Source organism: Arthrobacter sp. P2b (assembly GCF_900168295.1).
Taxonomy (GTDB): Bacteria; Actinomycetota; Actinomycetes; order Actinomycetales; family Micrococcaceae; genus Arthrobacter.
In genome coordinates, this window is sequence record NZ_FVZL01000005.1 from 130,279 (window position 1) to 152,643 (window position 22,365).

At 66.7% G+C, this 22,365-nt stretch carries 16 protein-coding genes; 9 read left to right on the forward strand and 7 right to left on the reverse strand.

What is annotated here, in order from left to right:
• Positions 1-18: 18 nt before the first annotated feature.
• Positions 19-1,623, reverse strand: a complete 1,605-nt coding sequence (locus B5520_RS11120; protein WP_079597124.1) for a cytochrome ubiquinol oxidase subunit I — start codon at positions 1,621-1,623, stop codon at positions 19-21.
• Between the two features lie 257 nt (positions 1,624-1,880).
• On the opposite strand from B5520_RS11120, the gene B5520_RS11125 reads away from it, so the two are divergent.
• Both B5520_RS11125 and B5520_RS11130 read left to right on the forward strand, forming a co-directional pair.
• Positions 1,881-2,267 (forward strand): BlaI/MecI/CopY family transcriptional regulator, encoded by a 387-nt coding sequence (locus tag B5520_RS11125; protein ID WP_079597125.1) that lies wholly within the window; start codon positions 1,881-1,883, stop codon positions 2,265-2,267.
• Between the two features lie 6 nt (positions 2,268-2,273).
• Positions 2,274-3,260 carry a M56 family metallopeptidase gene (locus tag B5520_RS11130; protein WP_079597126.1) on the forward strand — a complete coding sequence of 329 codons (987 nt, stop codon included), beginning with the start codon at positions 2,274-2,276 and terminating at the stop codon, positions 3,258-3,260.
• A 26-nt stretch (positions 3,261-3,286) separates the two neighbouring features.
• Here B5520_RS11130 and B5520_RS11135 read toward each other — a convergent pair whose 3' ends face one another.
• Positions 3,287-5,395: a DNA gyrase/topoisomerase IV subunit B gene (locus B5520_RS11135; RefSeq protein ID WP_079597127.1), complete on the reverse strand. Its 2,109-nt coding sequence runs from the start codon at positions 5,393-5,395 to the stop codon at positions 3,287-3,289.
• A gap of 257 nt (positions 5,396-5,652) precedes the next feature.
• Here B5520_RS11135 and B5520_RS11140 point away from each other — a divergent pair, with 257 nt between their 5' ends.
• Entirely contained in the window at positions 5,653-5,874 is a 222-nt protein-coding gene (locus B5520_RS11140; RefSeq protein WP_079597128.1) for a DUF7455 domain-containing protein, read from the forward strand.
• A gap of 170 nt (positions 5,875-6,044) precedes the next feature.
• On the opposite strand, the gene B5520_RS11145 is transcribed toward B5520_RS11140, so the two are convergent.
• The 4 genes from B5520_RS11145 to B5520_RS11160 form a co-directional block, all read right to left on the reverse strand.
• Positions 6,045-7,358, reverse strand: coding sequence for an RNA polymerase sigma factor (locus B5520_RS11145; RefSeq protein ID WP_079597129.1), 1,314 nt, complete (start codon positions 7,356-7,358; stop codon positions 6,045-6,047).
• A gap of 285 nt (positions 7,359-7,643) precedes the next feature.
• The gene (locus tag B5520_RS11150; protein ID WP_079597130.1) at positions 7,644-8,906 is read right to left on the reverse strand and encodes a DUF4192 domain-containing protein; all 1,263 of its coding nucleotides are present in this window, start codon (positions 8,904-8,906) and stop codon (positions 7,644-7,646) included.
• 77 nt (positions 8,907-8,983) lie between these two features.
• Positions 8,984-10,339 carry an MFS transporter gene (locus B5520_RS11155; RefSeq protein ID WP_079597131.1) on the reverse strand — a complete coding sequence of 452 codons (1,356 nt, stop codon included), beginning with the start codon at positions 10,337-10,339 and terminating at the stop codon, positions 8,984-8,986.
• Between the two features lie 65 nt (positions 10,340-10,404).
• Positions 10,405-11,343, reverse strand: a complete 939-nt coding sequence (locus B5520_RS11160; RefSeq protein ID WP_079597132.1) for a proteasome assembly chaperone family protein — start codon at positions 11,341-11,343, stop codon at positions 10,405-10,407.
• Between the two features lie 259 nt (positions 11,344-11,602).
• On the opposite strand from B5520_RS11160, the gene B5520_RS11165 reads away from it, so the two are divergent.
• The 5 genes from B5520_RS11165 to B5520_RS11185 all read left to right on the forward strand — a co-directional run bounded on the left by B5520_RS11165 (position 11,603) and on the right by B5520_RS11185 (position 17,710).
• Positions 11,603-13,129 carry a leucyl aminopeptidase gene (locus B5520_RS11165; protein ID WP_079597133.1) on the forward strand — a complete coding sequence of 509 codons (1,527 nt, stop codon included), beginning with the start codon at positions 11,603-11,605 and terminating at the stop codon, positions 13,127-13,129.
• Positions 13,130-13,383: 254 nt separating this feature from the next.
• Positions 13,384-14,766 carry a dihydrolipoyl dehydrogenase gene (gene lpdA / locus B5520_RS11170; RefSeq protein WP_079597134.1) on the forward strand — a complete coding sequence of 461 codons (1,383 nt, stop codon included), beginning with the start codon at positions 13,384-13,386 and terminating at the stop codon, positions 14,764-14,766.
• A 111-nt stretch (positions 14,767-14,877) separates the two neighbouring features.
• The gene (gene sucB, locus B5520_RS11175) at positions 14,878-16,632 is read left to right on the forward strand and encodes a 2-oxoglutarate dehydrogenase, E2 component, dihydrolipoamide succinyltransferase (RefSeq protein WP_079597135.1); all 1,755 of its coding nucleotides are present in this window, start codon (positions 14,878-14,880) and stop codon (positions 16,630-16,632) included.
• Between the two features lie 150 nt (positions 16,633-16,782).
• Complete coding sequence (locus B5520_RS11180; protein WP_079597136.1) at positions 16,783-17,133, forward strand: envelope stress response protein PspG; 351 nt, start codon at positions 16,783-16,785, stop codon at positions 17,131-17,133.
• Between the two features lie 148 nt (positions 17,134-17,281).
• Positions 17,282-17,710, forward strand: coding sequence for an OsmC family protein (locus B5520_RS11185; RefSeq protein ID WP_079597137.1), 429 nt, complete (start codon positions 17,282-17,284; stop codon positions 17,708-17,710).
• 89 nt (positions 17,711-17,799) lie between these two features.
• Here the strand turns inward: B5520_RS11185 and B5520_RS11190 are convergent, their stop codons facing one another.
• Positions 17,800-21,375, reverse strand: coding sequence for a S41 family peptidase (locus tag B5520_RS11190; protein ID WP_079597138.1), 3,576 nt, complete (start codon positions 21,373-21,375; stop codon positions 17,800-17,802).
• A gap of 72 nt (positions 21,376-21,447) precedes the next feature.
• On the opposite strand from B5520_RS11190, the gene B5520_RS11195 reads away from it, so the two are divergent.
• Positions 21,448-22,359, forward strand: a complete 912-nt coding sequence (locus tag B5520_RS11195) for a TIGR01777 family oxidoreductase (protein ID WP_079597139.1) — start codon at positions 21,448-21,450, stop codon at positions 22,357-22,359.
• Positions 22,360-22,365: the final 6 nt, after the last annotated feature.

Genomic DNA, 22,365 nt, shown 5'->3' on the forward strand with positions numbered 1-22,365 from the left:
GCTCTTCCGGTGCGCGGGTCAGTAGGCGAAGGCGAGGACGTCGTCGGCGGGCTTTCCGCCGCCCTGTCCTCCCGGTCCGGGGGTGGCGTCCTCGTTTTCGTCCGCGGGGACGTGGGCGAGTTCGGGCATCGCCGAGACCACACCGCCGCGGATGTACTTCACCAGCAGCTTCACCTCCACCACCAGCAGGACGGCGTACACCGCGGTCAGGGTGATAAGCGATGCCAGCAGTTCCCCGGCCGAGACCCCCGGGGAGACGGCGGCTGCGGTGAACATGAACACCTGGTCGATGCCGTTGGGGTCCGGGTTGGGTGCCACCACGAACGGCTGGCGGCCCATCTCGGTGAAGATCCAGCCGGCGGCGTTGGCACCGAACGGGGCCATGATGCCCAGGACGGCCAGGCGCATGAGCCACGGCGACCGGGGAACGGTGCCGCTCCGGGTAAGCCACAGCGCCACGAGGGCGGCAAGGGCGGCGAGCCCGCCGAAACCGATCATCATGCGGAAGCCCCAGTAGGTGACCTCCATGACGGGCAGGTAGTCGATTTCCTGGCCGGCGCGTTCGCCGTAAATGGGGTTGTCCGGCAGGTTGGTCCCGTACTTTTCCTGGTACTCGGGCAGCAGGGTGTTGACGCCCTTGACCTCGGTGGTGAAGTCGCCCTTGGCCAGGTAGGAGAGGATGCCGGGGACTTCAATCAGGGCCACGATGTCATCGCAGTTCTGCGATCCCAGGTTGCCGATGCTGAGGACGGAGAAGCCGGTGCCGTCATGGCAGGCTGCTTCCGCCGCTGCCATCTTCATGGGCTGCTGCTCGAACATCAGCTTGCCCTGGAGGTCGCCGGTGAGGGCGGTGCCGGCGAAGGAGATCATGGCCACCACGGCACCGATCCGCAGGGACCGGATCCAGACGGTGTGGTCTGCCTTGTCACGGCCGGGAATGGTTGCGGACTCGCCCGGTATCACCTTGCCGTCCGCACCCAGGGTGTCCACGCCGTCGCGGCGCCTGCGCCAGAGGTGGTACCAGGCGATGCCCAGCAGGAAGCCGCCTGCCACGGCCAGCGCACCGAACAGGGTGTGCGGCACGGCAACCAGCGCGGTGTTGTTCGTGAAGACCGCCCAGGCGTCCGTCATGACGGGCCTGCCGTCCACCATTTCGACGCCCACGGGGTGCTGCATCCAGCTGTTGGCCACGATGATGAAGTAGGCAGAGAAGACCGAGCCGATGACCGCCACCCACAGGCACGCGAGGTGGATGCCGGGTTTGAGCTGCTTCCAGCCGAAGATCCACAGGCCCAGGAAGGTGGACTCCACGAAGAACGCCAGGAGGGCTTCAAGGGCCAGCGGAGCGCCGAAGACATCACCGACGAAGCGGCTGTATTCGCTCCAGGCCATGCCGAACTGGAATTCCTGGACGATGCCGGTGGCCACGCCCATGATGAAGTTGATGAGGAACAGCTTTCCCCAGAACTTGGTCATGCGGAGGTACTCGGGCTTGCCCGTGCGGTGCCAGGCTGTCTGGATGAGGGCCACCACCAGGCCAAGGCCTATGGTCAGCGGCACCATCATGAAGTGGTAGACGGTGGTGATACCGAATTGCCAGCGTGCGATTTCCAAGGCGTCCAAGGCATTCCCTACTGTTAGCCAACGCAGTTTTCTACGTTTCGTAGAACTTCAACTTCTACAAAGTGTAGAACAACTGCCGTGACGGTGTAAACCGACCTTTCCCTTGCAGTAGGCCGGCAGGGGGTGCGGCGCGCCCCATGTTCTACCCAACGTAGAAAGTACGGCGGATTCGGGGTAAATTTGATTCCGTAGTTGAATTCGCGTGAAGTCACCGACGCCGCCAGGCGCACGGTGCGGGGAAACAAAGGAAAAGTGCAATGGCTAGTCTTGGTGAACTGGAACGGGCAGTGATGGACCTGCTCTGGGCGGGCCAGGAAGCGGCCACCGCGAACACCTTGCGGGACCGGCTCGCGCAGACGTCAGCAGGACAGGGCGGAGCAGCCGGCCACGAAGGCAAGGAACTCGCCGTCACCACCGTCCTCACGGTGCTGTCCCGGCTGGAAAAGAAGGGGCTCGTGGAGCGCGAACGCGGCATGCGGCCGCACCGCTACCAGGCCGTGTCCAGCCGCGAGGAACACACGGCTGAGCTCATGCATGAAGTCCTGGGGTCAGCACCGGACCGTGAAGCCGTCCTGGCGCGCTTCATTGGATCGGTCTCCGAAGGTGAAGCCGAAACGCTGCGCAAACTGCTTGGCCACCTCTAGCAAACCATGTTCTGGGCCTCATACCTGCTGGCGGTCCTGGCGATAATACTGGCGTGGCCAGTGCCCATCCTCCTCTCGCGCGCCCAGTGGCCCGCGCGCTCGCCGTTTACCGCCATGCTCCTGTGGCAGGCCATCGCCCTCGCCGGCGGGCTGTCCATGATCGGCGCCATGCTGGTGTACGGCCTGGAACCCATCGGGGACAACCTGATCGCAGGCCTGCGCGCGCTGGCGGGCATGGTGCTGTTCAACGCCCCCACCACGGCCCTGGGGTTCTGGCATATCTTCGCGTTGTCTGCAGCAGCGCTGCTCACCGCGCACCTTGTCTTCACCCTGCTGCTGACCTATTACAAGATTGAACGCCAGCGGCGGCGCCACCGCGAGCTGCTGGCCCTGCTGGCATCGCCGTCAGGGCAGGACGCCGCAACCCTGGTGATCAGCCACGACTCCCCCGTCGCCTACTGCCTGCCCGGCGGAGCCCGCTCGGTGACGGTCTTATCGGACGGCCTGATGGCGGCCCTTGAACCGGCGGAACTGCGCGCCGTCCTGATCCACGAGAACGCCCACCTCAGCCAGCGGCACCACCTGCTCCTGTGGGCCTTCGCGGCGTGGCGGCAGGCGCTGCCGTGGCTTCCCACCACCCGGCTGGCCCAGGAATCCGTCAACTCGCTGATCGAAATGCTGGCGGACGACGTCGCGCTCAAGACCGAGAGCAAAGCCACCCTCATCAAGGCGATCGCCATTGTGGCCAGCGGGTCCGCCCCGGCCGCCGGCAGCCCCGAGCTCCAACCGGCCACCTCCGGCCTCGCCCTGTCCGGGCTTGAGGCCGGGATGGGCGGCTCCGACTCGGCCCGCACCACGGCTTCCCGCGTCAGCCGCCTGCTGTCGCCGCAGCCGCAGCTCCCGGGCGCCGTGCGCAACCTGGTCCTGGCCGGCTGCATCCTGCTGCTGGCGCTGCCCACGGCCCTGCTGGTGGTTCCCGGCCTGCTGGGCTGAACCTCCCGCCGTCGTACGTCCTGCCCTTAGGCGTCGATGCGCTCCCGGTCGAGGCTGGCGGCGCCGGCGATAATGAAGTCTTTGCGCGGCGACACGTCCGAGCCCATCAGCAGGTCGAAAATCTCCTCCGCCTGCTTGGCGTTTTCGATGCCCACCTTGCGGAGCGTGCGGTGCCGCGGGTCCATGGTGGTCTCGGCCAGCTGTTCGGCGTCCATCTCCCCCAGCCCCTTATAGCGCTGGATGGGCTCCTTGTACCGCTTGCCCTCCTTGGCCAGCCGTGCCAGCAGCACGTGCAGCTCGGCCTCGGAGTAGGTGTAGATCATCTCATTGGCCTTCTGGCCCGCGTTGATCACTTCCACGCGGTGCAGCGGAGGCACCGCGGCAAAAACCCGGCCTTCGTCGATCATCGGCCGCATGTACCGGAAGAAGAGGGTCAGCAGGAGCGTACGGATGTGCGCGCCGTCCACGTCGGCGTCGGTCATCAGGATGACTTTGCCGTAGCGGGCGGCGCTGATGTCGAAGCTGCGGCCCGAGCCGGCGCCCACCACCTGGATGAGTGCAGCGCACTCCGCGTTGGACAGCATGTCCCCCACCGAGGCTTTCTGGACGTTCAGAATCTTGCCGCGGATGGGCAGCAGCGCCTGGAAGTCGGAGGACCTGGCGAGTTTGGCGGTTCCCAGCGCCGAATCGCCTTCCACGATGAAGAGTTCGGAACGGTCGACGTCGTCCGTACGGCAGTCAGCCAGCTTGGTGGGCATTGACGACGTTTCCAGCGCGTTCTTGCGCCGCTGCGTTTCCTTGTGCACGCGTGCCGAGATGCGCGACTTCATCTCGTTGACGATCTTCTCGAGCAGCAGCGCGGACTGTGACTTGTCGTTCTTGTTGGAGGAGGTGAGCTTTGCCGAGATTTCGCGCTCCACCACCCTGGCCACAATGGCCCGCACAGCGGAGGTGCCCAGGATCTCCTTGGTCTGGCCCTCGAACTGGGGCTCCGCGAGGCGGACGGTCAGGACCGCCGTGAGGCCGGCGAAGATGTCGTCCTTTTCGATTTTGTCGTTGCCGGCCTTGAGCTTGCGGGCGTTGGTCTCCACGGCTTTGCGGAAGGTCTTCACCAGGGCCTGCTCGAAACCCGACTGGTGGGTTCCGCCCTTGGGGGTGGAGATGATGTTGACGAAACTGCGGACCGTGCTCTCATAGCCGATGCCCCAGCGCAGTGCCACGTCCACCTCGCAGTCACGCTCCACTTCGGCAAGCTGGCTGTGGCCGCGCTCGTCCAGCACGGGGACGGTCTCCTTGAACTTCCCTGAGCCGTGCAGCCGCCACACGTCGGTGACGGCGGGGTCGGCGGCCAGGAAGTCGACGAACTCCGAGATGCCGCCGTCGTGGTGGAACACCTCTTCGTGCGGGCCGGCCTCGCCGGGCGTGCCGGCGATCCTGCGCTCGTCCCGGACGGTGAGCTTGAGGCCGGGGACCAGGAAGGAGGTCTGCCGGGCGCGGGCTGCGAGTTCTTCATAGGAGAACTTCGCGTCCGGGGTGAAGATTTGGCGGTCGGCCCAATAGCGGATGCGGGTACCGGTGACGCCGCGCTTGGCCTTTCCCACGACGTCGAGGACGGAGTCGTCCACGAATGGGGTGAAGGGTGCAGCAGGATCGGTCCGGGAGCCCGTGTCCTGGAAGCGCCCGGGCTCGCCGCGGCGGAAGGACATCTTGTAGGTCTTCCCCCCGCGGTCCACCTCCACGTCAAGGCGGGCGGACAGGGCGTTGACCACGGAAGCGCCGACGCCGTGCAGGCCGCCGGAGGCGGTATAGGAGCCACCGCCGAACTTGCCGCCCGCGTGAAGCTTGGTGAAGACCACCTCAACGCCGGTGAGCCCGGTCTTCGGTTCCTTGTCGATCGGGATGCCGCGGCCGTCGTCGTGGATTTCCACGGAGTTGTCCGCGTGGAGGATGATCTTGATGTCGTGGCCGAACCCGGCCAGTGCTTCGTCCACTGAGTTGTCGATGATTTCCCAGAGGCAGTGCATGAGGCCTCGGGAATCGGTGGAACCGATGTACATGCCCGGGCGCTTGCGGACGGCTTCAAGGCCCTCCAGCACAGACAGGTGCCGGGCAGTGTAATCAGAACTTGGTGCCACTGGTGTTGAACTCCTTCAGGGACGGATGAAACAGGCGCCGAAAGCGCTCCCTCTAGGGTAGTCGGCCCCGGCGCGGACAGCCGCCTGCCACACCTGGCGGCCAGTGTGGACCCCGCCACTCGTGCTTTCCGGCGGCCCTCCGGGAAAAACTTGACCCAACCTTGCGGATACGCGCACAGCGAACTTGCCCCATCCTTGCGATGGTTTTGTTACGAATACTGGTTATATAGATGTACTGATCTACTAAGGAGGCCGACATGACAACAGCAGTGGCAGACCGCACACTCAATGCACTCGACCGGTGCGATCGTTGCGGAGCTCAGGCATATGTGCGGGTTGTACTCGAGTCCTCCGGCGGTGAGCTGCTGTTCTGCGGCCACCATGCGCGTGCAGTCGAGGCGACGCTCAAGCCGATGAGCTCCGACTGGCACGATGAGACGGGCAAGCTTCACGAAAAGGCTGCCGTCGAAATCGACTAGGTGCACCAGGACCAACACAAGGATGGGATTCCTCCACTCGGAGGGATCCCATCCTTCGTTTAACCCCTGCCTGTCCAGCCGGTGGCCCCTTAACGCAGCAACGCGGGGTGATTCGCGCCGTCATCCGTGGATGACAGGGCGCGAATGACCCCGCGTTGCTTGGACCCGATTTAGTCCAGGTAGTCCCGCAGCACCTGCGACCGTGAGGGGTGGCGGAGCTTGGACATGGTCTTCGATTCGATCTGGCGGATGCGCTCACGCGTGACGCCGTAGACCTTGCCGATTTCGTCTAAAGTCTTCGGCTGGCCATCGGTCAGGCCGAAGCGCATGGCCACGACGCCGGCCTCACGTTCGGACAGGGTGTCCAGGACCGAGTGCAGCTGCTCCTGGAGCAGCGTGAAGCTCACGGCGTCTGCCGGAACCACGGCCTCGGAGTCCTCGATCAGGTCGCCGAACTCGGAGTCGCCGTCCTCGCCCAGCGGCGTGTGGAGCGAGATGGGTTCGCGGCCGTACTTCTGGACCTCAACAACCTTTTCGGGGGTCATGTCCAGTTCCAGCGCCAGCTCTTCGGGCGTGGGTTCGCGGCCGAGGTCCTGAAGCATCTGGCGCTGGACACGGGCCAGCTTGTTGATGACTTCAACCATGTGCACCGGGATACGGATGGTGCGCGCCTGGTCGGCCATGGCACGGGTGATTGCCTGGCGGATCCACCAGGTGGCGTAGGTGGAGAACTTGAAGCCCTTGGTGTAGTCGAACTTCTCCACAGCGCGGATCAGGCCCAGGTTGCCTTCCTGGATGAGGTCCAGGAACAGCATGCCGCGGCCGGTGTAGCGCTTTGCCAGCGAGACCACCAGGCGGAGGTTGGCCTCCAGCAGGTGGTTCTTGGCGCGCTTTCCGTCATGGATGATGAATTCAAGCTCGCGCTTGTACTTCGGGTCCATGGAGCCGTCGTCAGCGGCGATCTTCTCTTCGGCAAACAGGCCGGCTTCGATCCGGAGCGCAAGGTCCACTTCCTGCTCGGCGTTGAGCAGTGCGACCTTTCCGATCTGCTTCAGGTAGTCCTTGACGGGGTCGGCCGTGGCGCCGGCGGACATGACCTGCTGCACCGGGGCGTCATCGTCGTCGGCGTCGGAGTAGACGAAGCCCTTGCCGCTGCCGGCGACAGCCTTGGCGGGATCAGCCTCGGCGTCGTCAACCACGTCGGGTCCTTCGAGGATGATGTCGTCGAGGTCCTCCTCGACGTCGTCTGCTTCGTCGGCGTCAACGTCACCGGAGGCCTTGTTGGCGGCCTCGGCAGCTGCCTTGGCACCAGGCTTGGGGCCGCGCTTCTTCGGCCCGGGCTTGCCGTCAGCCGCACCGTCACCGGCGGAAGCCTTGTTGGCTGCCCGCGTAGCTGCCCGCTTGGCGTTGGTCGCAGCCTGCTTCTCGTCTGCGGACAAGTCGTCCTGGGCGGCGGGGTCCTTCTTCGTGGAAGACGGGGTCACAGAAAACCTTTCTAGCGGTGGTCTGTGGAATCGCCATACGGGCAACACCACTATGACCCTGTCAAGTCCGTGGTGGAAACCAAGCGCCACCACGGCCGGCAGAGTCTGTTAAGACAACTGCCGGAGCGGCCGTATTGTTCCCCGAAGGGCTCAACCACAAGCACTCGATACACGGACCCAACCGGGTCTCGGCATCCATTGTCTCATGTTTTCGCCGAATCGGACCTCCCGCCCTTCAGGCACGGTTAAGGACACGCCCTGCCCGCAGCCGGGTGCAACAGAGGCCTACCTCCCACCGCCGGGGTCCGTCCCGGCGGAAGCATTATCCGGGCCGAATTTCTGCCAGGCAGCGTCCTTCCGTGCTGCCCACCCGCAGATTGCTCCGCGCCCCACCAACTCCAGCAGCAGTTCGGCGAGCCGGTAGCCCGGTTCGGTTTCCAGCGCCTCCGCCAAGTACGCGGCAGCGTAAGAACCCCGGCCGCGGCACCACGCGATCCAGCCGCGGATTGTCAGTGACGCCGCCGCCGCCGGCCCGCCCAGTACAACGAGCTGTTCGAGGATCCGGTCCAGTGCCTCAAGGCGGGCCCAGTCCGGCACCGCGGGTACGACGCCCATCAGCACGTCGGCATATCCGGCGCTGGTGCGGCCGGAGGCACTCCGCTCCGCCGGAATGCCGCGGGTTGACCCGGGATCCGGGTCCGGCCACTGCACGGGAGGGGACACCGGGTCCGGCTGGGCTGCGTCATCGAGGATGCCGAACTGGTCTGCACCGGCCTCGGCAGCAGCTTTCCCCGCAACGGTCATGACCAGGATGGCGTCCCGCCACGCCGGAAACATCAGGGACGCACGCAAAAACCCGTCGCGCTCCGCCTCGGGGAGCCACGGCACCCCATCCCGCCGGGCCAGCAGGGCATCCCAGACGTCAAGGACGGCACGGAACTGTGCCCTGCTTCTGCGGCGGAGATCCAGCTCCGGGGCCCATGCTGCCTGCGCCTCCAGGACGGCGGCCTGGTGCAGGCCGGGAACAGGGCGGACGGCTGCAGGTCGCCGCTCCGGCGCCGGGCCGATGCTGCTGCCCCGGTAGACCATCTCGGCATTCAGCGCGCTGTCCCGGATGTCCTGCACCGGCCGGCCCGGCAGCGGGCAGCACGAAACATCCATGCACCAGGCTTCCCGCCAGTAGTCATTCCCGACGTACCACGCTTCCCGGACGGGCATTCCGGCCCGTTCGAGAACGGAGTCCAGGCCAGCGAGCAAACTGTCGTACCGGGACGGTGACACCGCACCGCCGTTGCTGGTGAAGACCGCCAGCAACGTACCGTCGGCGTCTTTGTCCGCCTCAAGGTAGCGCCGGACGGCCCGCAGGTACTTGGCAGGTGAGGCCAGGACCTCCGGACCCGGCAGGTCCAGCCGCAGCGTGGCCCCAAGCCTCTTGCCGTGCAGAGTCATGGCAACAAGGCTGGCGTCCGGCCAGTAGCCCAGCGAGTGGGGAATGAACCCGAGGATGTCTTCCGGCCGTGAAATTTTGAGTTGCTCTGGAGCTGTCATGGCTCCAGCATTCGCCCTCCCGGCCGTACCGGTCCGCACAAATTTTGGCTATGTGAAGATCCGGCCGGGGTGGAGGACTAGTCGCTTTCGCGGTCCGTCGGCGACGTCTGCCGCCGCCGGGCGAGGTTTTCGCGGCGCTGCCGGGCAAGTGCGGCGCGGAGGGGCGGCACCACAACCCCCTGCGCGGCCATCTGGCGCCGTACCTTACGCCGGCACACCACCAGGGCTGCGGCACCGGAACCGAGCAGCAGGAACTGGACGCTCAGGGCGATGCGGAACGGGTCCAGCCCGTAGAGGTTCCCGTTGGAGAATCCGCTGGCGTACAGCACGTCCAGCACCAGCCCGATGAGGAAGATCGCAATGAGGGCAGCGATGAATCCGCCCACGTTCACAATGCCGGTGGCCGTACCGATGCGGTGCGCCGGGTTGAAAGTCCGGGCGAAATCAAAGCCGATCATGGAACCCGGCCCGCCGATGGCAAGCGCTACCACCAGTCCCGCCAGCAGCCACAGCGGTGCCCGCCCGGGAGTCAGCAGGACGGCAGCCCAGGCCGCGGCCGTGACGCCGGCGATCAGCAGCACCATGGTGGAGCGACGCAGCGGATGCCGCGAGACAAAGCGCCCGATAAAGGGCCCCACGGCCATGCCGGCCGCCACATACAGCCCCATCAGCGCCGCTACCGTCCCGGCGTCCAGGCCCTGGCCGGAGATCAGGAAAGGATAGCCCCAGGTCATGGCAAAAACGGTGCCGCTGAACTGGATGGTGAAGTGGCTCCACATGCCCAGCCGCGTACCCGGCTGGCGCCAGGCCCGGGCCAGGGAGACTCCGGTGGCTTTCAGTCCCTGGTGGGACTGCGGACGCTCGGTGCCCGGCGGGACGTCCTTCAGGAGGAGCACCACCAGCACGGCGGCCACTGCCGACATCCCCGCCAGCATCAGGAACGCCGGAGTCCAGCCGGCGGCATGGAGGACGAACGCAAAGGGGATGACGCTCACCAGTTGGCCCAGCTGGCCGGTCATGCCTGTCAGCTGGGTGACCAGGGGCACCCGGGCAGGCGCGAACCACAATGGAATCAGGCGGATCACCGAGATGAACGTCATGGCGTCCCCCGCACCCACCAGGACCCGGCCCAGGATGCCGCCGGGAATGCTGTCCGCGAACGCCAGCTGAAGCTGGCCCAGCCCCATCAGGACGGCGCCGCCGGCGATCATGGCACGTGAGCCGAACCGGTCCACCAGGAGCCCCACGGGAATCTGGAGCCCGGCGTAGACCAGGAGCTGCAGGACCGTAAAGAACGAGATGGCCGACGCGCTGGCGTTGAACCGCTCCGTGGCCTCGAGACCCACCACGCCAAACGACGTGCGCTGCGACACGGCCACCAGGTACCCGAAGATTCCGATGGTCCAGATCAGCCAGGCGCGGGGTGCAGTCACGTCTTCATTATGCCCGCATGCCTGCCGCGGGGCCCCTGCAGCTGCGCGGCGCCTCCGGCAAAGGCTTACTGCGTGGGGTTCTCCCGCGCCAGGTAGGCCTCCACGGCGGCACCCAGGACATCGCCGTCGGGGAGCTCGTCATTCTCGTCGGCAAGGAGCGAACGCCTGACGATGCCGTCGGCCTTTTCGTCGTAGCGGGTCTCCAGCCGGGACACCACCTGCTGGACATCCTCGGAAGCGTCGATCTGCTCGGCGATCTGGCGGCTGACTTCCCGCCCCGCTTCCCGGAGCCGGTCCGTGGGCAGCATGAGCGAGGTTGCAGCGCCCAGGTACTCCAGGCCGGCAACGGCGGCAGTGGGGTATTCCGCTTCCGCAAGGTAGTGCGGGACGTGGATGACGTAGCCGGCAACGTTCCGTCCGGCCTCCACCAGGCGGAGTTCCAGGATGTGGCCAACAGCGGCGGGGACCTCGACGGTGGGCTTCCACACCGAGATTCCTTCGATCAGTTCCGGCCTGTTGCCGTGCACCGTGACGCCCACGGGCCGGGTGTGCGGCACCGGCATGGGAATGGAATGGATCCAGGTGACCAGGTTGACGTCGAGTTTCTCCACGATACCCACCACGGCACGGGCGAACCGCTCCCACTGGAGGTCCGGCTCGAAGCCTGCCAGCAGCAGGAAGGGGTTGCCCAGGCCGTCAACCAGCCGGTACAGCGCCAGCCGGGGCTCCTGGTAATCCTGCAGATGGTCCTCGACAAAGGTGAGGTGCGGCCGCCGTGACCGGTAATCGATCAGCTGGTCGGCGTCGAACACGGCCACGGGCTGGGCGTCGAGAGTGTCCAGCAGCTCGGCATTGATCTGCTTCACCACCTGCCCGGCGTCGGCGAATCCGGTGAAGCCCATCACCAGATTCAGCCCGCGGAGATCGGGGCTGTGGAACAGCTCAATGTTGCTCGCATAGAGCGCATCAGGGTCCAGCAGGGAGCCGGAGATCCGTTCAAGCACGGCATGTTCCTTTCATAGGTGCGGGTGGACATCAATTACAACGCAGGCAGGCAGCCCGGCATTCCGCCGTCCGGTGTGGCGCACATCTCAGAAGATTCTGCCGCCGGGGCGCCAAAGGACTACGATCGGAACTGGCCTGCCGGACGGGCCTGCATATCTTCGGATGGCGTCCCGAACGGCTGCATCCGGGCATCAATGGCAGAGCGCCTAACATGCATCCCTGCCCGTACCATCTTTCGAGAATTGAGGACTCATCCCTGTGGTCAAGAATACTGAAATCAACCTTAGTACCCTCTCCCGCGACCTTAAGAAGAGCCCCAGCGACGCAGTGGTCATCGGCGTAGGGCAGGGAACCGACGGGCCGGTCCTGCTGGACAACCCGCTGACGGCCAAGTCCGCCGAAGCCCTCACCGACTCCCTTAAAGCACTGGGCGTGACCGGCGCAGCAGACCAGCTGGTGCGCCTGCCCGGCCTTCCCGAAACCGGCGCGGGCATCCTGGTCCTTGCCGGCGTGGGCAAAGTGGCCGCCGGCGCTCCGCTGGCTGCTGAGGCGCTCCGCCGGGCAGCAGGTTCCGCCGTCCGCCAGCTGGCCGGCCTCCCCACCGTCGCCCTGGCATTCCCGACGGCGTCCGTCGCCGATGTTGCCGCGGTCGCCGAAGGCGCCGCCCTGGGCGCTTATTCGTTCACCGAGTTCCGGTCGTCCAGGGACGGGCTGAAGGACCCGGTCCGCAACGCCGTGATCTTCACCGACGTGGCCGAACAGCAGCAGCTCGCCGCAGCCCTGAAGCGGGCCGGCCTGATTGGCAAGGCCGTCAACGCCACCCGGACACTGGTCAACCAGCCGCCCAGCCACCTCTACCCCGAAACGTTTGCCGAGGCGGCGAAGGAACTGGCGAAGGGCCTGCCCGTCAAGGTGACGGTCTGGGACGAGAAGCGGCTGGAAAAGGAGGGCTTCGGCGGCATCATGGGCGTGGGCAAGGGCTCCGCCCGGCAGCCCCGCCTGGTCAAGGTTGAGTACTCCCCCGCCAGGGCGACGTCCAAAATCGCCCTGGTCGGCAAGGGAATCACGTTCGATACCGGCGGAATCTCGATCAAGCCGGCCCTCGGCATGGGCGACATGAAGAGCGACATGGCGGGCGCCGCCGTCGTCCTTAACACTGTCCTTGCACTGGCCGGCCTCGGCCTGCCGGTCAAGGCGACCGCCTGGCTCTGCATTGCCGAAAACATGCCGTCGGGCGCCGCCTCGCGGCCCGCCGATGTCCTCACCATGTTTGGCGGCAAGACCGTTGAGGTCCTGAACACAGACGCCGAAGGCCGCCTGGTGATGGCCGACGGCATCGTCGCGGCAAGCCGCGAGTACCCGGACGCCATCATCGACGTCGCCACGCTCACCGGCGCGCAGCTGATCGCCCTCGGCAACCGGACCGCAGGCGTCATGGGATCCGACACCGTGACGGCCGCCCTCAAGGCCGCGGCCGACCGCGCAGGTGAACTCGTCTGGCCGATGCCGCTCCCCGAAGAACTGCGCCCAAGCCTGGACTCCCAGGTGGCGGACCTGGCCAACATCGGCGAACGCCACGGCGGCATGATGACCGCCGCCGTCTTCCTCCGGGAGTTCGTCGGCAAGGACAAGGACGGCGGCCAGATCCCCTGGGCGCACATCGACATCGCCGGGCCGTCCTTTAACAACGGAAGCCCCTACGGCTACACGCACAAGCAGGGAACCGGCTGCACCGTCCGCACCCTGGTGGCCTACGTGGAGGACATCCTGGCCGCTGCCGCCTGACGCGGGCCCGGCCGGCGTGCCACGCGGCTTTGTGGCACGGGGGTGATCCCTCCGCCACAAAGCCGCGTGACACTCGACACAAGCGCTCCACAAACACTGTGCCAAGGTGGAGCATGGATAAGTGGTTCGCTAAGGTGAACCACGGTAGTCACAAATGCAAGAGAGTTGCCCTGCTGACATAATCACGGCAGTGCAAGTTCCAAGACCAGATGATGCGCAGGATCGCGTCATCGTTCACGCGAGGGAGCGTTTAAGTGGCCGATCAGGCAACTGCGCAAGAATTCGACATCCTGGTACTCGGTGGCGGCAGCGGCGGATACGCCGCCGCGCTGCGGGCCGTACAGCTTGGCCTCACCGTCGGCCTCGTGGAGAAGGCAAAGCTGGGCGGCACCTGCCTCCACAACGGCTGCATCCCCACCAAGGCCCTCCTGCACTCTGCGGAGCTGGCCGACCACGCCCGTGACTCCGCCAAGTACGGCGTGAACGTCACCCTGGACAGCATCGACATCAACGCCGTCAACGCGTACAAGGACGGCATCATCGCCGGCAAGTACAAGGGCCTGCAGGGACTCATCAAGTCCAAGGGCATCACCGTCATCGAGGGTGAAGGCAAGCTCCAGGGCACCGACACCGTCGTGGTAAACGGCACCGCCTACAAGGGCAAGAACATCATCCTGGCCACGGGTTCCTACTCCCGCACCCTTCCGGGCCTGGAAATCGGCGGCAAGGTCATCACCTCTGACCAGGCCCTGACCATGGACTACATCCCCAAGAGCGCCATCATCCTGGGCGGCGGCGTCATCGGCGTCGAGTTCGCATCGGTCTGGAAGTCCTTCGGCGTGGACGTCACCATCGTGGAGGGCCTGCCCTCACTGGTTCCCAACGAGGACACCACCATCGTCAAGAACTTCGAGCGCGCCTTCAAGAAGCGCGGCATCAAGTTCTCCACCGGCGTCTTCTTCCAGGGCGTTGAGCAGAACAACGACGGCGTCAAGGTCACCCTGGTGGACGGCAAGACGTTCGAGGCGGACCTCCTCCTGGTCGCCGTGGGCCGTGGCCCCGTCACCGCCAACCTGGGCTACGAGGAAGCCGGCATCACCATCGACCGCGGCTTCGTCATCACTAACGAGCGCCTGCACACCGGTGTTGGCAACATCTACGCAGTGGGCGACATCGTCCCCGGCGTCCAGCTTGCACACCGCGGCTACCAGCAGGGCATCTTCGTGGCCGAGGAAATCGCCGGCCTGAAGCCCGTGATCGTCGAGGACATCAACATCCCCAAGGTCACCTACTCCGAGCCCGAGATCGCCACCGTGGGCTACACCGAAAAGGCCGCCAAGGAGAAGTTCGGCGACGACCAGGTGCAGACCCAGGAATACAACCTCGCCGGCAACGGCAAGAGCTCCATCCTCGGCACCTCCGGCCTGGTGAAGCTGGTCCGCCAGAAGGACGGCCCCGTCGTGGGCGTCCACATGATCGGTGCCCGCATGGGCGAGCAGGTGGGCGAAGCCCAGCTGATCGTGAACTGGGAAGCCTACCCGGAGGATGTGGCCCAGCTGCTGCACGCCCACCCCACCCAGAACGAGTCCCTGGGCGAAGCCCACCTGGCACTCGCAGGCAAGCCGCTTCACGGCTAGTTTTCCCCAGCACTATCGAGCCTGTGCACCCGGCACCAAAAACCGGGTGCACAGGCTCACAACAGGCAGCATTCAATCGCACTAAAGATCAATAAGGAGAACGGGGACGTTATGTCTGAATCCGTTAACTTGCCCGCCCTCGGTGAGAGCGTCACCGAAGGAACCGTCACCCGCTGGCTCAAGCAGGTAGGTGACCGGGTAGAGGTGGACGAGCCGCTGCTCGAAGTCTCCACCGACAAAGTAGACACTGAAATCCCCTCTCCTGTAGCTGGCGTGATTGAGGAAATCCTGGTCGCTGAAGACGAGACGGCCGAGGTGGGCGCACCCCTGGTCCGCATCGGCGACGGGTCCGGCAACGGCTCTGCCGCCCCGGCCGCAGAAGCTCCCGCCGCCGCCCCTGCTGAAGAAGCAGCGGCACCGGAGGCCCCTGCAGCACCGGCTGAAGAGGCTCCCGCCCCCGCAGCACCCGCCCAGGAGGCCCCTGCGGCCGGCGGCGGCGAAGGCCACGAGGTCACCCTCCCCGCCCTGGGTGAGAGCGTCACCGAAGGCACCGTCACGCGTTGGCTCAAGGCCGTGGGAGACACCGTTGAGGTTGACGAGCCCCTGCTGGAAGTTTCCACCGACAAGGTGGACACCGAAATCCCGTCGCCGGTAGCCGGTACGCTCCAGGAAATCCGCGTCAGCGAGGACGAGACCGCCGAGGTTGGCTCCGTCCTGGCCGTCATCGGATCCGGCGCCGCCGCTGCACCCGCCGAGGCACCCAAGGCCGCCCCCGCCCCGGAGGCACCTGCACAGGAAGCTCCCAAGGCCGAGGCGCCGAAGGCCGAAGCACCCGCAGCCGCACCGCAGGCAGCGCCCGCACCGGCAGCAGCACCTGCTCCGGCTCCCGCAGCAGCACCGGCAGCAGCCGAGGCGGCACCGGCAAACGGTGGATCCGAGTCCGGCTACGTGACTCCCCTGGTCCGCAAGCTGGCCAACCAGCACGGCGTGGACATTGCGTCCCTCTCCGGCACCGGCGTCGGCGGCCGCATCCGCAAGCAGGACGTCATGGCCGCTGCCGAAGCCAAGGCTGCGCCCGCGGCGGCACCGGCTGCAGCACCTGCCGCATCCGCTCCAGCAGCATCCAACGCCGCTGTCTCCTCGCTGCGCGGCACCAGCCAGAAGGCCCCGCGCATCCGCCAGGTCATCGCCCGCCGCATGCGCGAATCGCTGGAGATCTCCACCCAGCTGACCCAGGTCCACGAAGTGGACATGACCAAGGTTGCCAAGCTCCGCGCCCGCGCCAAGAACTCGTTCCAGGCCCAGAACGGCGTGAAGCTCACCTTCCTGCCGTTCATCGCCAAGGCGGTTGCCGAGGCCCTCAAGCAGCACCCCAAGCTCAACGCTGCGTACGACGAGGACAAGCAGGAAATCACGTACCACAACGCCGAGCACCTGGCGATCGCCGTCGACACTGACAAGGGCCTGCTGGTTCCGGTCATCTCCGACGCCGGCAACCTGAACCTCGCCGGCCTGGCCGGCAAGATCGCTGACGTCGCCTCCCGTACCCGCGATGGCAAGATCGGTCCGGACGAGCTGTCGGGCGGCACGTTCAGCATCACCAACATCGGCTCGGTGGGCGCCCTGTTCGACACCCCGATCATCAACCAGCCGCAGGTGGGCATCCTCGGCACCGGCGCCATCGTCAAGCGCGCCGTTGTGGTTGCGGACGAAAACGGTGACGATTCGATCGCCATCCGCTCCATGATGTACCTCTCGCTGACGTACGACCACCGCCTGGTGGACGGCGCGGACGCAGGCCGTTTCCTCCAGACCCTGAAGGCACGCCTTGAAAAAGGCGCCTTCGAAGCGGATCTGGGGCTGTAACAAGCAACGACGAACGGCGGCGGTGCGGGCAGCGGTGGGAAACCACCGCACGGCCCGTGCCGCCGTCGTTGTTTAAGCGTCCAGGCGCCACCGCGCCGCGAGGCAGGCGCTCCTACTACCGGCTGTAGAACAACTGGTTACACTGGTCCCATGAACATCGTCTATAACATTGTGGTTTTCCTGCATATCGTCGGCGCAGCCATGATCGTGGGCATCTGGATCGGCCAGATGAAGAAGCCCACCGTCCACCCCCGCCAGTTCGACGGCGCCATGCTGCAGCTTCTCACCGGCGTCGCCCTGATGGGACTCATCCCGGCCCTGGACATGGACGCGAACTACGCCAAGCTGGGCATCAAGTTCGTTATCGCCCTCGCCGTCGGTGTCCTGGCCTTCATCGGACGCCGGAAGTACAAGAAGGGCGAAGCGGTCAGCCCGGGCCTGGCGCACGCTGTGGGTGGACTCGCGCTGCTCAACATCGCCATCGCCACCATCTGGAACTGACCCTTTTACAGGCGCCGTTCCTGGTCCCGGAGTCATAATCCACCAGCAGCGGACACCGGGTGCACCCTCCCGGTGAAGTCCCTAGGATGGGAAGCGGCGGGGTCCAGGCGCCTGCCTGCCCCGGTATGAATCAACTTGAGGAGTGAACATGGCAGCAACACGTTCAGCAAACGCAGTATGGAACGGCAACCTGACGGAGGGCTCCGGAACCACCAGCCTGGCCACGTCAGGCCTTGGCACCTTCGATGTCACCTGGAAGGCCCGCACTGAAGCGGCCAACGGCAAAACCAGCCCGGAGGAGCTCATCGCGGCGGCCCACGCCGCCTGCTTCTCCATGGCTTTCAGCAATGAACTTGCGAAGGCCGGCCACACTCCGGAGGAAGTCCGCACGAAGGCGGATGTGACCTTCGTTCCCGGCACGGGCATCACGGGCAGCCACCTGACCATGTCAGCGCGGGTTCCCGGCATCTCCGAGGATGAATTCCAGAAGATCGCCGCCGAAGCAAAGGTGGGTTGCCCGGTTTCCGGTGCCCTTGCCAGCATCGACATCACCCTGGACGCCACCCTGGAGTCCTGATCTGACGCAGGCCAGACAAGAAAGGCCCTGCCTGTCCGGAATGTTCCGGCAGGCAGGGCCTTTCGTTTGAGTGTCTGAAGCCCCGGCTCCTAGCTCCCTTGCCGCCGGGCAGGCAGCGGGGCGGGACGGAGCCGGCGGTAGCCTTCCCGTGCCGGCGGCCGATCCGTGGGCAGTTCCTGGATCATTTCCTTCAGCGCGCCGATGCCGTACTCCAGTTGCGGGTCGCGGCCGGCCGCATATGCGTGCGGCGGGAAGACCACCTCAATATCCGGGTCCACTCCATGGTTCTCGACGCTCCAGCCCACGCCGTCGCCGAACCAGGTGGCGTAACGGGGCTGGGTGACACCCGTGCCGTCGGCCAGGGCAAACCTGTTGTCGATTCCCACCACGCCGCCCCAGGTGCGGGTTCCGATGACCGGACCGATTCCCCGCAGCTTGGACACCTGGGTGATGATGTCGCCGTCGGACCCTGCAAATTCATCCGCCAGGACGATCACCGGACCGCGCGGTGCGTGGTGTGGGTAGGTGCGCGGCTTTTCGCCCCGGGGCATGCTCCAGCCGGTGACCTTGCGGCCGATCAGTTCAGCTACGAGCTGGGACGTGTGGCCGCCCCGGTTCCGCCGGACGTCCACGATGAGGCCGTCCAGCGCGGTTTCCGTGTCCAGGTCACGGTGCAGCTGCGCCCACCCGTTGGCCATCATGTCGGGAACGTGCAGGTAGCCAAAGGTGCCGTCCGATGCTTCCCGGACCGTCCGGCGGTTGGATGCCACCCATTCCTGGTACCGCAGGCGTTCTTCGTCCTTGACGGGAACGACGGCGACGCGCCGCTGGGTGCCGGCGGCACCGCCGTGCCCCGCACCGTTGAGGAGGGTCAGCTCCACGGCACGGCCGGCCGCACCCACCAGTTGCATGGCAGGCGTGACGGCCGCGGTCAGCGGAACGCCGTCGATGGCGAGCAGGATGTCGCCGGCCTTTGCGTCCACGCCCGGCCTGGCCAAGGGCGAGGTGGCCAGCGGATCGGAGGATTCACCGGCCAGGATGCGGGTGATTTCCCAGCCCGCCGGCGTGTGCGCGAGGTCGGCACCAAGCCGGCCCTGCCCCTGGCTGCCGTTTTCGGTGACCGGGGCCGGCCGGACGTACGCGTGGGAGGTACCCAGTTCGCCGTGCAGCTCCCACAGCAGGTCCACCAGGTCGTCGTGCGAGCCCAGCCGGTCCACCAGCGGCCGGTAACGGCGGTGGACGCCTTCCCAGTCCTGGCCCGCCATGTCTTCCGCCCAGAAGAAGTCGCGCTGCAGCCGCCAGGCTTCATCGAAGGCCTGGCCCCACACGCTGAGCGGATCCATCATGACGCGGATCCGGCCGAGGTCCACCTTGACCAGTTTTCCGGACTCCTCATCGGCCTTGGCATCGGAAGGAACAACCTGCACCTGCTTGTCGGAGACCAGCACCACCTTGGTCCGGTCCCCGGACATCCGGAAGCTGTCCAGCGATTCCACCAGCGTGGACTGCTTCTTCCGGTCCAGGTCGAACCGGACCAGGCTGGGGCGGGCATCCTTGTCTTCCTGGCTGGCTTTGCCGTCGCCGGTGACGCCCGAGAGCGCCCAGTCCAGCCACAGCAGCGCGCCGTCGGTGGCCGCGAGGGAGGTGTAGTTGCCCTGCGGCACAGGCACGCCGATTACCCGGTGGGCCAGCCCTTCCGCGTCCACCTGGACCTCCGGCACGCCGGAGGGCTCAGCTGACGTTCCCTTTGGCGTTTCGACAACGGTCCCGGCATCCGGGGCGACGGCCGGCCCGAATGGCGACGGCGTCCCGGCCGCGAGTGCCACCAGGTACGGCTTGATGGGGCTGGGGAATGACAGGTCGAAGGAGTGGCCGTCGTAGACCGGGTCAAAACTCCGGTTGGACAGGAACGCAAGGTACTTGCCGTCAGGGGTGAAGACGGGCGATTTGTCGCCGAAGCGGCCGTCAGTGACGTCCACAGGGCCGGCGTCGGGATGCTCAGGATCTGCCAGCCGGAGCCGGCTGCGGGCACCAAAGGACGTGACGGGCTCTGACCAGGCCAGCCACCGCGAGTCCGCGGACCATGCCAGGTCCGCTATTGTCCCCTCTCCGATGCTGGCCATCAGCGACATAGCGCCGGTCCGGGTGTCCGCCACGTACACCTCGCCAAAGGAGGTGCCCAAGGCTATCCAGCGGCCATCGGGGCTGGCCTCCAGCGAACTGGCGCGGGACGGTACGGGTATCGCGAAACGTGCAGCGTCGGTACCGGCGGCCGTTGCCTGCGCCTCTGCCCCTGTCCCGCCGCCCTCCGGGGCGACGTCTGCCTGCTGCGCGTCGGCCTGCAGTGCTTCTGCCTGCCGGCTGTCGCCGGACTGCCCGCCGCCGGCCTGCCGGCCGCCGGGGACAGGGGCGAAGGTGCTGCCTTCAGCAAGGACAGCAGCTCCTGCTGCGGGCACGGGCCGGGGCAACGGCGTGGCTTCCTCCGCACCGGGAGCCGCCTCCGCCGCGTCGGCGCCGGTCTGGGGTTCGACGGCGGCCGGGGCGGGCGGGGGTACGGCCCCGGAAGTGTGGGGCGCCGCCTCCACAATTGCCTTGATGTGCAGTGCCTCCACGCCGTCGTGGTCAGCGATGTAGGCAATCCGTCCATCGCCGAGGGGCCTGGGCAGGCGGCCCCGGACGCCGGGCGTGGCTTCGATAATGCGTGACGGGCCATCCTTGTGCCGCAGCCAGTGGATGGTGCCGTGGGCCTCCACGGCGCTTGCCGCGCCGGTGGTGTCCGGCACCACGGCGCCCAGGTGCTTGGACGTCTTGAGAAGGGCAGGGCGCCTGGACTGCGAAGCGGAGCCCAGGGTGATGTCCAGGCGCACGGCGTCCGAGCCAAGATCGGGCAGGACCCACAGCTCACCGGCCGACTCGAAGATCACGCGCTGTCCGTCGGTGGCTGCGTGCCGGACGTAGAAGTCCTCGTGGTCGGTGTGCCGGCGCAGGTCTTTTCCGCTGGGAAGGACGGAATAGAGGTTGCCGTAGCCCTCGTGGTCGGACAGGAACGCGATGCGCCCGCCCACCCACATCGGATCGGCGAGGTTGCCGTTCAGTTCCGGCACAAGCCGCTCAAACTCGCCGTTGCCGTCCGTGTCTATCCACAGCTTTCCGGCCGTGCCGCCCCGGTAGCGCTTCCACCAGGCCGGTTCGCGGGACAGTACGCTGCCCACCACCACTGGACGTTCGTCGCCCACTTCCGGGCCGAAGGCCACGGACTCCACCGGACCGAAAGGAAGCTCCTCGGCCCAGCCACCTTCCAGGGGGAGGCTGTAGGCGTACGTGTGCCGGCTTTCGGCCTGGCGGAAAGCACTGGTGACCACCACGGCTCCGCCGGCGGTGAACCCCTTCACCCTGGTGGTGCTGTGCCCAAAATAGGTCAGCTGCCGGTAGCCTCCGCCGTCGACGTCCGCGGACACTACCTCCGGCGCCGTTCCCTGCACCACCGTCCACACCAGCTTCTTCCCATCCGGGGTGAAACGGGGGTTGCGGGCGGGCAGCTGAAGCGCGGAGACACGCCAGGCACGCCCACCGCCCAGGGGCGCGATCCACACGTCGTCCTCGGCCACGAAAGTGACCAGATCACCGTGGAGATGCGGGAAACGGAAGTAGCTGGAAGAAGTCATCGTTCGATCATAGTCAACCCTCCGCCGCCCCCGCGGGACGTGCCAAAGCCCGCGGCCGTGGTGAGATGGAGCATGCGCATCGTCATCGCAGGAGCCTCAGGGCTGCTCGGCACCTCCATGTCCGCAACCTTCCGTGACGCCGGCCATGACGTCATCACCCTCGTCAGGCGGGAACCCGCCTCAGAGTCCGAAATCCGCTGGGACCCCGCCGCCGGCCAGCTCAACCCGGCAGCGCTGGCCGGGGCAGACGCGGTGGTGAACCTTTCCGGCGCCGGTATCGGGGACAGGCCCTGGACCCGCAGGCGCGTGGACGAGCTGTTCAGTTCCCGGGTCGGTGCCACGCGGACGCTCACGCAGGCGATGCACCAACTGGATGTTCCGCCGGCCACGTTCATCAGCCAATCCGGCTCGGGGTACTACGGCGATGCCGGAAACACGGTTCTTCGGGAGTCCGCGCCGCCTGCAGAGGGCACCCTGGCACGGATCTGCGCTGAGTGGGAAGCTGCGGCGGCCACCGCCCCGGCAGGGGTCCGCGTGGTCATTCCACGGACCGGCGTGGTCTTTAGCCGGACCGGCGGCGCCTTGGGCCGCATGCTTCCATTGCTGCGCCTCGGCATTGGCGGGCCCTTCGGCAACGGCAGGCAGTTCTGGCCGTGGGTCACACTGCCGGACGTGTCCGCAGCCTTCCTCTTCCTGCTCGAGTCGCAGATCCGCGGGCCTGTCAACCTGTGCGCGCCGGAGGACGCCGACGTCAACGCCATCGTGGCGGCACTTGCCGCTGCCCTGCACCGGCCAGCCGTGCTGCGGGTCCCCTCCTTTGCGCTGCGGCTTGTGATGCGCAACCTCGCGGAAGAGCTGCTGCTGTCCAGCCAGCGCATGGAGCCGGCAGTCCTGCAGGACGCCGGCTTCCGGTGGCAGCATCCGGCGCTGGCCCAGGCCGCGCAATGGGTGGCCGGCAAGGAGGGTGCGGGGGCCAGGGGCTAGCCGGCT